This window comes from Pannonibacter sp. SL95 (genome assembly GCF_026672425.1).
In the GTDB taxonomy this organism is placed as follows: Bacteria; Pseudomonadota; Alphaproteobacteria; order Rhizobiales; family Stappiaceae; genus Pannonibacter.
Map to the genome: position 1 here is coordinate 608928 of NZ_JAPPRC010000004.1, position 13565 is coordinate 622492.

Annotated in this window: 12 protein-coding genes and 1 pseudogene; 10 read left to right on the forward strand and 3 right to left on the reverse strand. The window is 66.6% G+C overall.

Features of this window, described 5'->3' with window-relative positions:
• The first annotated feature begins 45 nt into the window (after positions 1–45).
• The 5 genes from OVA12_RS13395 to OVA12_RS13415 all read left to right on the forward strand — a co-directional run bounded on the left by OVA12_RS13395 (position 46) and on the right by OVA12_RS13415 (position 4615).
• Complete coding sequence (locus tag OVA12_RS13395; RefSeq protein WP_268138086.1) at positions 46–672, forward strand: nitroreductase family protein; 627 nt, start codon at positions 46–48, stop codon at positions 670–672.
• A 93-nt stretch (positions 673–765) separates the two neighbouring features.
• Positions 766–1722 (forward strand): DMT family transporter, encoded by a 957-nt coding sequence (locus tag OVA12_RS13400; RefSeq protein WP_268138088.1) that lies wholly within the window; start codon positions 766–768, stop codon positions 1720–1722.
• Positions 1723–1798: 76 nt separating this feature from the next.
• Positions 1799–2869, forward strand: coding sequence for a glycosyltransferase family 4 protein (locus tag OVA12_RS13405; protein WP_268138090.1), 1071 nt, complete (start codon positions 1799–1801; stop codon positions 2867–2869).
• Positions 2866–3831, forward strand: a complete 966-nt coding sequence (locus OVA12_RS13410) for a glycosyltransferase family 2 protein (RefSeq protein WP_268138092.1) — start codon at positions 2866–2868, stop codon at positions 3829–3831. Before OVA12_RS13405 ends, OVA12_RS13410 begins: the two co-directional genes overlap by 4 nt.
• 31 nt (positions 3832–3862) lie before the next feature.
• Positions 3863–4615, forward strand: coding sequence for a hypothetical protein (locus OVA12_RS13415; RefSeq protein ID WP_268138094.1), 753 nt, complete (start codon positions 3863–3865; stop codon positions 4613–4615).
• 6 nt (positions 4616–4621) lie between these two features.
• Here OVA12_RS13415 and OVA12_RS13420 read toward each other — a convergent pair whose 3' ends face one another.
• On the reverse strand, positions 4622–5710 hold the full coding sequence (locus OVA12_RS13420; protein WP_268138096.1) for a glycosyltransferase family 61 protein: 1089 nt from the start codon (positions 5708–5710) through the stop codon (positions 4622–4624).
• 63 nt (positions 5711–5773) lie between these two features.
• Positions 5774–6700 (reverse strand): LysR substrate-binding domain-containing protein, encoded by a 927-nt coding sequence (locus tag OVA12_RS13425; protein WP_268138098.1) that lies wholly within the window; start codon positions 6698–6700, stop codon positions 5774–5776.
• A gap of 252 nt (positions 6701–6952) precedes the next feature.
• Here OVA12_RS13425 and OVA12_RS13430 point away from each other — a divergent pair, with 252 nt between their 5' ends.
• The 4 genes and pseudogenes from OVA12_RS13430 to OVA12_RS13445 all read left to right on the forward strand — a co-directional run bounded on the left by OVA12_RS13430 (position 6953) and on the right by OVA12_RS13445 (position 11243).
• Positions 6953–7483 (forward strand): hypothetical protein, encoded by a 531-nt coding sequence (locus OVA12_RS13430; RefSeq protein WP_268138101.1) that lies wholly within the window; start codon positions 6953–6955, stop codon positions 7481–7483.
• Between the two features lie 27 nt (positions 7484–7510).
• Positions 7511–8386, forward strand: a complete 876-nt coding sequence (locus tag OVA12_RS13435) for a sigma-70 family RNA polymerase sigma factor (protein WP_268138102.1) — start codon at positions 7511–7513, stop codon at positions 8384–8386.
• Positions 8387–8554: 168 nt separating this feature from the next.
• Positions 8555–9764 (forward strand): annotated as a pseudogene (locus OVA12_RS13440) (acyl-CoA dehydrogenase).
• A 294-nt stretch (positions 9765–10058) separates the two neighbouring features.
• Positions 10059–11243 carry an NAD(P)/FAD-dependent oxidoreductase gene (locus OVA12_RS13445; protein ID WP_268138104.1) on the forward strand — a complete coding sequence of 395 codons (1185 nt, stop codon included), beginning with the start codon at positions 10059–10061 and terminating at the stop codon, positions 11241–11243.
• Here OVA12_RS13445 and OVA12_RS13450 read toward each other — a convergent pair whose 3' ends face one another.
• A complete protein-coding gene (locus OVA12_RS13450; RefSeq protein WP_268138106.1) occupies positions 11244–12092 on the reverse strand; it encodes an N-formylglutamate amidohydrolase in 849 nt (282 codons plus the stop codon).
• A 267-nt stretch (positions 12093–12359) separates the two neighbouring features.
• Here OVA12_RS13450 and OVA12_RS13455 point away from each other — a divergent pair, with 267 nt between their 5' ends.
• A complete protein-coding gene (locus OVA12_RS13455; RefSeq protein WP_268138108.1) occupies positions 12360–13541 on the forward strand; it encodes a pyridoxal-phosphate-dependent aminotransferase family protein in 1182 nt (393 codons plus the stop codon).
• Positions 13542–13565: the final 24 nt, after the last annotated feature.

The window sequence follows — 13565 nt, forward strand, 5'->3', positions numbered from 1 at the left end:
TGTTGGCACGGGCTCACGCCGCGAGCCGTACCAAGGATAAACGCCATGCAGATCCATACCCCGGTCCTGATCGAGGCCATCGAAGCCCGGTCGTCGGTCAATTTCTTCCAGCCCGGACAGACCCTGTCCGATCGGGCAATCCTGCGCCTCGTCGATCTTGCCACGCGGGCACCTTCGGCGTTCAATCTGCAGAACTGGCGTTTCGTGGCCGTTCGTTCGCCTGAGCAGAAGGCGAAGTTGCGGGCTCTGGCGTCCGGCCAGGCAAAGGTCGAGGACGCTGCCGTCACTTTCATCCTGTGCGGTCAGCACCCGCGTCAGGGCTCGCTGCCGTCCCTGCTTGCGCCGAGCGTCGAAGCCGGATACATGCCAGCAGCGCTCGCAGCGGACCTTTCGGCTGCTGCCGACGCGTTCTATGGGGGCAATGTTCAGTTGTCCCGCGACGAGGCCATCCGGTCCGCGAGCCTCGCCGGAGCATTCCTGTTGATCGCTGCCGAGGCGCACGGACTGGGCGCCTGCCCGATGGTGGGCTTTGATGCAGACGGTGTGGCCGAGGCCTTCGGTCTCGGCGAGGATGAGGTTCCGGTGATGCTGGTTGCTGTCGGCCCTGCAGCTGATGGAAACTGGCCGCAAAAGCCTCGCCTTGCTCCCACATCGATTGCAAAGCTCGTCTAAGGCAATAGTCACGATCCCCGGAGTGCCGCACGGCCACACTGGCGTCTCGCCTCGACCGCCCGCACTCCGGCTTTCTGAACGGACACGAAGCCCATGTACCGGCTTTCCTTGCTTGTCACCCTGCTCGCCCCGTTGATCTGGGGCAGCAGTTATCTTGTCATCACCGAGTTCCTGCCTCCCGACCGGCCCATGACGCTGGCCATGTGGCGGGCGCTGCCGGCAGCATTGCTGCTGCTCCTGATCGTGCGCAAGCTGCCGCGCGGAGCATGGATCTGGCGTGTCACTGTGCTGGGCGCGCTGAATTTCACCCTGTTCTGGACCTTGATGAACATCGGCGCCTACCGCCTGCCCGGAGGCGTAGCGGCAACGGTGGGGGCGATCCAGCCGCTGATCGTGCTGGGTCTGTCGCGGCTGCTGCTGGGTACTCGCCTGACGGCTGTTGCCGCCGCCGCCGCCATGGTCGGCATCTTCGGCGTCGGCCTGCTGACGCTCAAGCCGCAGGCGGCGCTGGACAGTGTGGGGATTGCCGCCGCGCTTGCCGCTGCCGTGTCGATGGCCTTTGGAACGGTGCTGACGCGCCTGTGGAAGCCGGATGTCTCGGCTCTGACCTTCACGGCCTGGCAGCTTACTGCCGGTGGACTGCTGCTGGTGCCGCTCGCGCTCTTGACCGAACCGGCACTGCCGCCGCTCACGCTGATCAACTGGGTTGCCTTCGCCTATTTCAGCTTCATCGGTGCGGGATTGACCTATCTGCTCTGGTTCCGTGGCATTGCCCTGATGGGGCCGACGGCGGTGGCACCAGTCGCGCTGCTGTCGCCGGCGATGGCCGTGGTGCTCGGCTGGGTCTGGCTCGACCAGTCGCTGGGCTTCTGGCAGCTCGTCGGCATGGGCTTTGTCATCGTCAGCGTGCTGGCCGGCCAATGGGCGGGCATGGCGGCCGGAAAGGCATCGGCTGAAAAGAACGCTTCGGCCGAACCGGCACCGGCGGGCGAAGCAACCGGAAAAGGACAGGCCTTGCCGCCTCAGCCGCAGGCCGCCGGTCCCGCCTGAGCCAAGCGAACCGCTTGCAGCCGCGCACCGCGACGGGTAGTCAGTGGGAAACCCGGAAACAGACGGAGCCCACGCGGTGCGCGTATCCATTGTCTTGCCGCGCGGCATGCGCTTCTCGCCGGAAGGGGCCACCTCCATTGATCTGGTGGCGCGTGACCTCATCCTGGCCAGCCGCTACCGCGAGACGACAACTGTCATCGGCGCGGCCGTGGACAATCCGTTTCCCGATGTGCCGTTCCGCTCCGTTGTGGCCTCGTCCCAGCGCGGCATGGTGGCGGGCTGCGTTGACCGGCTGAAGGTGGCAGAGCCCGATGTGATCGTGGTGCATCAGCACCCCGAAAGCGCCGCTGCCATCGCCCGGGCCTTGCCGCATGTGCCGGTCGTCCTGCACCGGCACGGTCTGCTGAAACGGCAGAAGACCTTCCTGTCGCGCTGGCGCCGGGCGCGGCAGCTGGCGCGCATCCGCCGTGTAATCTTCGTCAGCGAGTTTATCCGCGGCACCTTTCTTGAGGACTTTCCAGGCGTCGCCGATCGCAGCGAGGTGATCCCCAATGGCGTCGACACAGGCCTCTGGCTGCCAGGCCCGAAGGAGCGGCGCATCACCTATGTGGGCCGCGCCCGTGCCGATAAGGGCATCGGCGAGCTGCTGGACGCCTTCCTCGGACTGGACGCACCGGGCTGGACCCTGTCGCTGGTCATGTCGGTGCAGACCGAAGAGGAGGCTGCCTTTGCCCGCTCGATCGAGGCGCGCGCGGGCGGGCGCACCGACATCGAGGTGCACCGCAGCCTGACCATCGACGCGGTGCGCGCCGAGCTGGCACGCTCCGCCATTGCCGCGCTGCCGTCCATCGTGCGGGAAGGCTTCCCGCGTGCGGTGGTCGAGGCCATGTCCTGTGGCTGCGCGGTCATTGCCGGCAACGGCGGCGGAACGCCGGAAGCAGCCGGGCCAGCGGCACTGCTCATGGACAGCATTTCTGCCGACACCGTGCGTGAGGCGCTGGCACCGCTCGTCAGCGATGCGGAAGACTGCCGCGCAAGGGGCGCGGCGGCGCGGGCCCATGCCACCGGGCATCTGGACCTGGCCGTTGTTGCCCGGCGCTATGACGATCTGTTGCAACGGATGGCCGCAAAGGGCCAAAGCAGATGACCGCGACCAGCACGACTCCCCGCCTGCGGGTCGGCATGCTCGTCTGTACGGCGCGGCGGCCGGACATGCTGCGTGCCTGCCTTGAGGCGCTTGGCCGGCAGGTGCTGCCGGCGGATGTCAGCGCCGAGATCTGCGTCATCGAGAATGACAGCGAACCGGCGAGCCGCAGCGTGGTGGACGAGGTGGCAAGCCGCTCGCCGCTGCCGGTGCATTATGCGATCGAGACCCGGCGCGGCATTCCCTTTGCCCGCAACCGCTCGCTGACCGAGGCCCTGGCGCATGGCTATGACTGGATCGCCCTGATCGACGATGACGAGGTGGCCGAGCCGGACTGGCTGGCGATGCATCTGGCGACGGCGCAGGCGCATGCGGCCGAGGTAACCTATGGCTGGGTGAAGAAGCGCTTCGAGCGGCCTGCGCCGGACTGGTGGCCGCCGGAAGTGAAGCGCCCGGATCCGGAGGGAACCATCCTGTCTCGCGCGTCGACCAACAATGTCGCCTTCTCGGCGCGGCTGATCCGGCCCGAGGGCAGCGGCCTCAGCTACAACCCGGTGTTCCTCAATGGCTACGAGGACCTCGATTTCTTCGAGCGGGCCCATGCCAAGGGGCACCGCATCGTCTGGGCGCCGCGTGCCGTGGTGACCGAGGACGTGCCGGCGAGCCGGGTGGAGCCGGAGCGGCTGATCGCGCTGGTGCGCGCGAGCGCCGAGGCGCATGTGCAGGCCGATATCCTGAAGACCGGATACGCCCGCGCCGCCGTGAAGTATCTGGTCAAGGGCCTGCGGCGGCTGGTGGGCGGAGCCGTGCTCCTCACCCTGGCGCGGCTGCAGCAATTGGCCGGAAGCCGGCGCGCCGAGCACCGATACTACAAGGCGCGGCTGCGGCTGGCCCGTGCCTCGGGCAACCTGCAGGGCGTCTTCGGCCACCGGCCGGACTATTATGGCACCATCGACGGACGATAGATGATTGGTCCCAGCATCACCGGAGCGGATCATGGCGGATGAGCGGACACTGGAGCGACGGGTCTTTGCCTTCTGGACGGGCAGCAACCCGATGTCGGAGGACCGGGCGCGCTGCCTTGCCAGCCTGTCGGCGACCGGCGCGCAGGTGATCCTCGTGACACCGGACACGCTGTCCGACTGGCTGGTGCCGGGCGCGCCGCTGCACCCGGCCTATGACCGCCTCAGCGCCGTGCATCGCTCCGACTACCTGCGCCCCTATTTCATGCACCACCATGGCGGCGGCTATGCCGACATCAAGTTCACACGCGAAAGCTGGCTGCCGGCGTTTGACAGGCTGGAGGGCAGCGACGCCTTCGGCATCGGCTACCGCGAGGGCTCGCCCAAGGGCGTGGCGCATATCCACCGGCACAGGCTGGGCGGGGATCTCTACATCGGCACGCGGCGGGCGGGTTCGCTCGCCAACCTGATGCGCTACCGTTATCTGCGGCTGAACTACAAGCGGCTGATCGGCATGTGTGCCTACATCTTCAAGCCAGGCACGGAGTTCACGCAGGCCTGGCTGGATACGGTCAATGCGCGGCTCGACCTGGCGGCGGCGGATCTTGCCCGCAATCCGGCCTCGACACCGCGCCAGGCCAATGACAGCCAAGGGCCGGATGTGACCACAGCCTATCCGCTGCCCTGGTCCTTCATCTGCGCCGACGTGCTGCATCCGCTCGCCCACCGCCACCGCGACCGCATCCTGCGCGAACTGCCGCCGCCGAGCTTCAAGGACTATCTCTGAGGCGCGTCAGGCGAGCAGGCGGTCAAGGCCGTCGGACAGGGCTTCAAGATTGACATCCGTGTCCGCCGTGAAGGCCCGGCCTTCCGGATTGAAGGTGAGCTGGCTTTCGTAGGCAAAGCCCTTTTCGCGCGCCAGCATGAAGTAATGTGGCGAGCCCATCCCGGGGCTGAACAGCTCCAGCACGCGGCACGGCCCTTGCCGGAAGAGAAGATTGGTCAGCCCCGCCCCATGCGCGCCAGCCACCGCCGGCGCTGCGGCAAACAGGGCGGCCTGCTCGTGCAGCGGCAGCGTGCCGGGATCGACGACGCGAAAGCCTTTGCTCCGGCCGAGCGCGGTCACCTCATCCTGATTGCGGAAGCGGCGGCCATTGGCCGCGCCCGACCGGCGCTCCAGAAACAGCGGCTCTCCCTTTGCATCGGCGCTGACGCCGAACCTCGCGGCAATCGCTTCCATCAGCGGCCGGGTCAGGAAGAAGTCGCGCACCACATGGGCAGTCTCGACGGCGATCACCTCGCCGCGCTCCTGCACGAGCAGGGGACGGTTGCCGAAGACCCCGAGCGCTTGCGCCTGCTGGAACCAGGGCGTTGAGGCCGTGCGGGCGTCGACGAGGAACGGGATTGACGGATCGAGCCCTGCCGCCTCGGCGACAACAACCTTGCTCAGCACGAAGAAGAAGAAATGGAAGTAGTTGTCGCCATGCACGTGGTGCAGCAGGATCGCGGCCGGCAGGCGGCGCTGCGGCGACAGGAGGTGCCCGATGAAATCCGGCCCCCTCTCGCGCTCCGGCGTGTCGCTGCTGCGCCAGATGATGCGGCCACCGGCGAAAAGCAGGCCCATCTTCGGGTCGACGGTCACGGGACGGGTCAGGCGCAGGACGCCCTGCTGCTCGGTGCGACCGCCGTGGACGGCGAGCCAGTCGAGCGCCTGCGCCGGCATCGGCGTCATCGGGACCGGCTTCGGCGTGACACGATGGACAAGGCCGGGTGCGACCGCTTCGCTCACCGCCTCGAGCGGCAAGGACGGCCAGAGATGTTCCAGCCTATGGATCAAAGCCTTGCGGGCTGCATGGAACCGGTCACGAAAGGGATAGGTCACTGCAAATGCCCCTGAATTGCGTCCGCCTTCAATACGCGCTGCAGTGGCCTGTGAAAAGACGCATCAACCGGGCAACAGGCTTTCCCGGCTGATGCGCGCGGTCTTTGCCTCGGCCGTCAACCAGCGGCGGAAGGCGGAGACCACCGGACGCAGCGCGCGGTTCTCCGGATAGACGAAATGATAGGCGGAGCGCTCGGCGACCGTGCCGTCGAACAGCTTCACAAGCCGCCCGGAGGCCAGCTCATCCTCGACGAAGAACACCGGCATGATGGCAACGCCCAGATGATGCGCTGCTGCCTCGGCGATCATGCCGAATTGCTCGAAGCGCGGGCCCTGGAAGGCGGTGTCGGTCACTAGGCCATTGGCCTCGAACCAGTCGCGCCAGGCCATTGGCCGGGTGGCGAGCTGCAGGCGCGGCACGCGCAGCAGGTCGGCGGGCTTTGCCAGAAGATGCCGGTCGCGGAAGGGGCGGGAGCAGACGACGATGGTCTCTTCGGGAAACAGAGGCTCGACGATGCCACCGGCCCAGAGCGGGTCGCCGTGGTGGATTGCCCCGTCGAAGGGTTCCTGCTCGAAGTCGAAGGGCCTGAGGCGGATCGAGATGTTGAGCGCGGCCTGCGGGGTCTGGCGCAGGAAATCGGCAAGGCGCGGCGCCAGCCAGCGGGTGCCGAATGTGGGCAGGACCGCCAGATTGAGCACGTCCTGACTGCCGGCAAAGGACATCACCTGCCGGGTGGCGTCGTGCAGATGGTCAAGCGCGCCGCGCACCTCGTGCAGGTAGAGCCGGCCGGCGTCGGTCAGGAGCACGCGCTGCCGCACTCTGGAGAACAGGGCAACGCCAAGGCGTTGCTCCAGATGGCGGATCTGCTTGGAGACCGCGCCCTGCGTCAGGTGCAGCTCCTCTGCCGCCCGCGTGAAGCTCTCGTGCCGGGCGGCCGCCTCGAAGGCGACGAGGGCATCGGCGGGAGGAAGAAAGGCGCGCTTGAGCATGAGATCATTCCGGATCAGCGGAGCTTGCGCAGGAAAGACCTGCACGTTCGGATCAGATTAGCGCAGGGTGATGAGGAATTGGAATGAAAGTTTAACCCTGTCGGAGAGACCTCAAGAGGAGGACCGTGTGGCGGCGGCAGCATCAACCTACCGGCAGACGGGGGATGTCACGTTTTGCGGGGTCGAGCGTCATGGACGTGCAGGCGATCTCTGCCTGCGCATTGCTCCCCCAACGCTCTCGCCGGAGACCCCATGCTGAAATCCATTCTGATGGCGCAGACGCGCCAGTTTGGCCGCCGCTACGCCTATGACACGACCTTTCTGGAAGACCTCGTCGCGCAGGATCTGACCGGTGGCCTGAAACTTGGGCTGGCGATGCCGTTTCTTGATCACCGCTTCGGGCTGCCGGCTGCCGCCTATTTCGCTGCGCGCTTCATCACGGCCGATGCCGGTGGCTGCGGCGACTGCGCCGAGCTGGTGCTGAAACTGGCCGAAGAGGCCGGCGTCGCGCGTCACCGGCTGTTGCCGCTGCTGGCCGGGCAAGTCGAGGATGTGGTCGAGCCGGATCTCTGGCTGGCGGCGGCCTTTGCCCGAGCGGTGTTGCAGGACAGCCCGGATCAACTGGACCTGGGGGAGCGGGTGCTGGACCGGTTCGGCCGGTGCGGCCGCATCGGGCTTGCGGCGGCGATTGCCTCGGAGCAGGTTTACACGGTGATCAAGCGCGGGAGCGGCCATGCGTTGCAGTGTGGCGCCGGGCCTCTTGAGCTCAGACGCAAGGCCTAAGCCCTATCGGCGCAGGAGCAGGAACGCATGACGGTCTGGCTGGAGCAGCAGGAGGTGACGCAGGCGCGGCCGCGGCTCATGCGTCTTGCCTATCGCATGCTGGGCAGCCGGGCGGATGCCGAGGATGTGGTGCAGGACGCCTGGGTGGCCGGACTGGCGCTGCCCGAGCCGCCCGACCGGCCGGAAGCCTGGCTGGCACGGGTGGTCACGACCCGGGCCATCGACCTCTTGCGCCGGCAGAAGCGCCAGCGGGCGGCCTATACCGGCTGCTGGCTGCCGGAACCCTGGGTGGAGGACGGCTCAGATGTACCGGCGATGGTCGAGGCGGACGTTGACCTGTCGATGGCGGTGATGCGGGTGCTGGACCGGCTCAGTCCACTGGAACGGGCCGCCTTCCTGCTGCATGACCTGTTCGGACTGTCGTTCGAGGAGATCGGCCAGACGCTGGGCCGCAGCGGCGTTACCTGCCGCAAGCTGGCCTCACGGGCCCGCGGACAGCTGCAGGCCGAGCGGCCGCGCTTTCCCGCCCGGCCTGAGGACATCGCGCGGCTGACCGCGCTGATCGAGACCTGCGTGCGCAGCGGCGACACGGCCGCACTTGCCGCAGTTCTGGCGGATGACGTGGAGCTGGTGTCGGATGGCGGCCCCAAGGTTGCCGCGGCACGGCGCGTGCTCACCGGGCGGGCCGAGGTGTCCGGCTTTCTGGCCGGCGTGCTCGGGCAAATGGCGCAGGGAACGGCCATCGTGTCGCGCCGGGCGAACGGCGGCACAGCCCTGCAGTTTGCAGAGCCGGGCGCGCCGGACAGCCTGGTGTTCTTCGATCTGACACCGGACGGCCAGCTCTGCGGCATCTACATCCAGCGAAATCCCGACAAGCTGACGGCCTTGCCGCCTCAAGGGTAATCAAGTTCATTCCCTTCTGGAATGATAACGGGAGAAACTGTCCCTTTAGCGCGCCCCCCCTCTCTGTCATGGTCTTTGCCAACCCCGGAAGCCTTGCGGCGTGACGCAGGTCCGGTCGAGACGCAGCGCGGCGGGCTTTGACCCGTTCGCCGACGAGGAGGAAAGAACATGGCGGCCCTGAAGTCTGATCCCACCGGTGGCGGTACCTTTTCCTGGGACGATCCGTTCCTGCTGCGCGAGCAGCTGAACGAGGACGAGATCCTGATCATGGAAACCGCCCGCGCCTATGCGCAGGACAAGCTGATGCCGCGTGTGCTTGAAGCCTATGCGCATGAGAAGACCGACCGCGAGATCTTCAACGAGATGGGCGAACTGGGCCTGCTCGGTGTGACCCTGCCGGAAGACTATGGCTGTGCCAATGCCTCCTACGTCGCCTACGGTCTGGTGGCGCGCGAGATCGAGCGTGTCGACAGCGGCTACCGCTCGATGAACTCGGTGCAGTCCTCGCTGGTGATGTATCCGATCTATGCCTATGGCACGGAAGAGCAGCGCAAGAAGTACCTGCCGAAGCTCGCCTCCGGCGAATATGTCGGCTGCTTCGGCCTGACCGAGCCGGACGCGGGCTCCGACCCGGCCGGCATGCGCACCCGCGCCGAGAAGATCGACGGCGGCTACCGCCTCAAGGGATCCAAGATGTGGATCTCCAACTCCCCGATCGCCGATGTCTTCGTCGTCTGGGCCAAGTCCGAAGCGCATGACAATGCCATTCGCGGCTTCGTGCTGGAGAAGGGCATGAAGGGCCTCAGCGCGCCGAAGATCGGCGGCAAGCTGTCCCTGCGCGCCTCGATCACCGGCGAGATCGTCATGGACGGCGTGGGAAGTGTCCGAAGACGCGCTGCTGCCAAATGTCTCGGGCCTGAAGGGTCCGTTCGGCTGCCTCAACCGCGCCCGCTATGGCATTTCCTGGGGCGCGCTGGGCGCGGCCGAGGATTGCTGGCACCGTGCCCGCCAGTATGGCCTCGACCGGCATCAGTTCGGCCGCCCGCTGGCGCAGACACAGCTGTTCCAGAAGAAGCTCGCCGACATGCAGACGGAAATTGCGCTCGGCCTGCAGGGCTCGCTGCGCGTCGGCCGCCTGTTCGATGAAGGCAAGGTGGCGCCGGAGATGATCTCCCTGGTCAAGCGCAACAATTGCGGCAAGGCCCTCGACGTCGCCCGCCAGGCCCGCGACATGCACGGAGGCAACGGCATCCAGGAAGAATACCACGTGATGCGTCACGCCCAGAACCTGGAGACCGTGAACACCTACGAAGGCACGCATGACGTCCACGCCCTGATCCTGGGCCGTGCCCAGACGGGCTTGCAGGCGTTCTTCTGAGGAACGGACAGGGTGACGCCTGAGCCTGCGTTTCGCCGCTGGCTCAGGGTCTGTTCCGTACTCTGAGGTCATCCCCGCTGTGGGGAGCCTTGCGGCTTTCGGCCTTCTCTCCCGTTCCGGCTCGCGTTGATGCGGGGGCTGGATCCCCGCACGAGGCGGGGATGACCGCGGAGAGGGGCAGGGAGCACGGCGGAGAGGGCAGGGATGCCGGCGGAGCGACTTGAGCGCGTTTGACCACTTCGACCGGACGGCATGGCCGCCCGGTCTTTCGCGTTTTGTGGCGGGGAGGACGCCTTGGCAGACACAGCAGATCTCGTGATCATCGGTGGGGCCGCAATTGGCTCGTCGGTGGCCGCCCAGCTTGCTGCGCGGAGCGATTTTTCCGGCCGGATCGTCGTGGTCGAGGCGGACCCGGCCTACACCTTCTGCGCCTCGGCCCGCTCGGCGGCTTCGATCCGGCAGCAGTTTTCCAGTGCGATCAACATCGAGATCTCGCTCTTCGGCATCGCGTTCCTGCGCGACATCGGCCTGCGGCTTGCTACCCCTGGGGGCGGGCAGGCGCCCGACATCGGGCTGAAGGAGGGCGGCTATCTGTTCCTGGCAACGCCGGAAACGCGCCCGATCCTGGAGGAGAACCACGCGCTGCAACGCCAGCTCGGGGCCGACATTGCTTTCTATGAACCATGTGATCTGCAGCGGCGCTTTCCCTTCCTCAACATCGAAGGCATTGCCGCCGGCTGTCACGGCACGACCGGGGAAGGCTGGTTCGACGGCTACGGCCTGATGCAGGCGTTCCGCGCCCGCGCCCGGGCGCTCGGCGTCGAATATGTCGCCGCACGGGTGATCGGCCTTGAGCGGGGCGAGGCGGCCTGGCGGGTGCGGCTCGACACGGGCGACGTGATCGAGGCGGGCGCGGTGCTCAACGCCGCCGGGGCGTCAGGCGGGGCGGAGATCTGCCGGCTTGCCGGGCTGGAGCTGCCGATCCACCGCCGCAAACGCTTTGTCTTCCCCTTCACCTGCCGGGAGAAAGTCACCGGTGTGCCTCTGCTGATCGACCCGGATGGCACCTATGTGCGGCCCGAGGGCGAGGGCTTCATCTGCGGCGCCGGCCCGGATGACGATCCGGACGTGGCGGCGGACGACTTCGAGGTTGATCACGCCTTCTTCGACGAGCGCCTGTGGCCGAGCCTGGCGAACCGGGTGCCGGCCTTCGAGGCGATCCGCCCCGGCGCGGCCTGGGCTGGGCACTACGACATGAACCTGTTCGACCACAATGCCTTCGTCGGCAGCGTGCCCGGTCATCCGGGGCTCTATATCGCGCTGGGCTTTTCCGGGCACGGGTTGCAGCAGTCTCCTGCCATCGGCCGGGGGCTGGCAGAGCTGATTGCGACGGGAGGTTACGAGACGCTGGATCTTGCGCCTTTGGGGCTCCAGCGGCTGGCACAGGACAAGCCGCTGATCGAGCGCAACGTGGTCTGATCAGACGGACAGGAAATCCGGCAATGGTTCCAGCAGCGTGCGCGGCGGAGCCTTCTGCGCGCCATTGGCCCAGTTGATCAGATCGGCCGAAACGCGGCGCAGGGCCGCGCGGGTCTGCTTCAGCCTCTCCTTGTCCATCTCGAACGGCGGCGTTTCATGCCGGATGTAGGCACGCTGCGCCAGAACGAGCGTGATGACATGCACGCCGTCGCGCGGTTGACCGAACATCTGGGCGATGAAGCCGCCGGTCGTGATGTCATTTTCCGACAGACCGCCGTTCGGGTAGTCCTTTTCAAGGCTGGCGACGATGCTGGTTACGTCCTCGTGGCAGCTGCGGCCTTGGCAATTGCCGATGTTGACCAGCGGCAGCTCGCCCGGGAACCGGCCCTTGATGCGTGAGCGCATGGACTGGATGTTGAGCAGGACCACGCGCCGGTTCTGGCCCTTGAGCCGTTCGATCTGGGCTCCCAGTGCTGTGTGGAACGGCTCGTGGAACAGCCTGCGCCGCTCTTCGATTTCTACCGGCCCCGGATCTTCCTCGGCCTGATAGACGCGCTTGCCGTCCATCGTGGTCAGCGGGCATAGCGCCACGGCCGGATCTGACGGCTGACCATCCGCTTCGCGCACCGGATCGCGGTCGACGTCAATGACCAGGCGTGAGAAGGGGGTGCGCAGGACACTGATGCCAAGCTCGCCGGTAAAGTCGGCCACTTGGTCAAGATGCCAGGACAGATCGGTCTGCAGGCGCCCTGTTGCCGTCATCCGGCGCTCGAGTTCCCTCGGAATCCGTTGGCCAGAATGGGGCAACACAAGAACAAGAGGCGAGGACCGCTCTTCGACCACAATCATTTTCGCTAAAAACCCGCTGAACCCTGGGTGGCAGTGTCCGACAGGTCCTGTCGGCACACAAGCAGGCGCTTGCGGCACACCCAACGAATCATCGCAACTGTGACGACATTGCTGCGAATGCGGTCAGCCAGCCACCGCATGGGGGTGTCAATCCCCAGGAATTGGCAGCAATTTCATTGCTTTCTGGCCGTTGCTGTTTGCCGTTCAACCCGGTTATATCTTTGCTCTCGCCAGATTTTACGATCCCGTAGTCCAGGACGCTTCGAAATGACACTCCGGAACGGCAAGGAATTCCTGATGATCCCCGGCCCGACGAATGTCCCGGACGAGGTGCTCAGGGCGATGCACCGGCCTGCGGTCGACATTTATGAAGGGCCGCTGCTGCGCACCACGGACGCCTGCCTCTCCGGGCTGAAGCGGTTGTTCCGCACAGAGGGAAAGCCCTACATCTACATTTCCAACGGCCATGGAGCCTGGGACGCGGCGCTGTCCAACACGCTGTCGCGCGGCGACAAGGTGCTGGTGCTGGAATCGGGCCGGTTTGCGCTGGGCTGGGGCGAGGCAGCAGCCATGAGCGGGATCGAGATGGAGGTTCTGCCAGGCAGCTGGCATCTGCCGGTCGATCCGGCCGCCATCGAGGCACGGCTCAAGGCCGATACGGCCCACGCCATCAAGGCGGTGCTGGTGGTGCAGATCGATACCGCGTCTGGCGTGCTCAACGACATTGCAGCGATCCGCAAGGCGATGGATGCGGCCGGGCATCCGGCGCTGTTCATGGTCGACTGCATCGCCTCGCTCGGCTGCGTGCCCTTCGAGATGGACGCCTGGGGCGTCGATCTGGCGCTGACCGGTTCGCAGAAGGGGCTAATGGCCCCTCCCGGTCTTGCCTTCGTGGCCGCAGGGCCGCGCGCGCTGGCCGCGCACAAGACCGCCGGCCTGCGCAACAGCTACATGGACTGGACGTTCCGCGACGGGCCTGAGCACTACATGAAATACTGCGGCACACCGCCTGAGCATCTGCTGTTCGCCTTCAACCGTGCGGTTGAACTGATCGAGGAGGAAGGGCTGGAGGCCGTGTGGCGGCGGCACGCACTGCTGGCGCAGGCAACCCGCGCTGCGGTCGAGGTCTGGGGGCAGGCCGGTGCCCTTGAACTGAACATCAAGGTGCCGGAGGCCCGATCCGACAGCGTCACGGTGATCCTGTTCAACGGCGTCGATCCGGCCCCGCTCAGGTCCTTCGTCAAGGATGTCTGCGGTGTCACCGTGGGCGGAACCATCGGCGAGATCGCCGGGCGTGGCATCCGCATTGGCCACATGGGGCACGTCAATGCCGTGATGCTGCTCGGCACTCTCGCGGCGCTGGAGCTCGGGCTGCGCCGCCTTGGCATTCCGCATGGCGCTGGCGGCGTCGATGCGGCGATTGCGGTTCTCGATCATGCGCTGGCCTAAACACGCGCACAGGACGATGTTGGC

Excerpts from the sequence above, each read along its gene's own strand:
- OVA12_RS13395 (WP_268138086.1), top strand. The coding sequence starts at position 46 with ATGCAGATCCATACCCCGGTCCTGATCGAGGCCATCGAAGCCCGGTCG.
- OVA12_RS13400 (WP_268138088.1), top strand. The coding sequence starts at position 766 with ATGTACCGGCTTTCCTTGCTTGTCACCCTGCTCGCCCCGTTGATCTGG.
- OVA12_RS13410 (WP_268138092.1), top strand. The coding sequence starts at position 2,866 with ATGACCGCGACCAGCACGACTCCCCGCCTGCGGGTCGGCATGCTCGTC.
- OVA12_RS13415 (WP_268138094.1), top strand. The coding sequence starts at position 3,863 with ATGGCGGATGAGCGGACACTGGAGCGACGGGTCTTTGCCTTCTGGACG.
- OVA12_RS13425 (WP_268138098.1), bottom strand. The coding sequence starts at position 6,700 with ATGCTCAAGCGCGCCTTTCTTCCTCCCGCCGATGCCCTCGTCGCCTTC.
- OVA12_RS13430 (WP_268138101.1), top strand. The coding sequence starts at position 6,953 with ATGCTGAAATCCATTCTGATGGCGCAGACGCGCCAGTTTGGCCGCCGC.
- OVA12_RS13435 (WP_268138102.1), top strand. The coding sequence starts at position 7,511 with ATGACGGTCTGGCTGGAGCAGCAGGAGGTGACGCAGGCGCGGCCGCGG.
- OVA12_RS13450 (WP_268138106.1), bottom strand. The coding sequence starts at position 12,092 with ATGATTGTGGTCGAAGAGCGGTCCTCGCCTCTTGTTCTTGTGTTGCCC.
- OVA12_RS13455 (WP_268138108.1), top strand. The coding sequence starts at position 12,360 with ATGACACTCCGGAACGGCAAGGAATTCCTGATGATCCCCGGCCCGACG.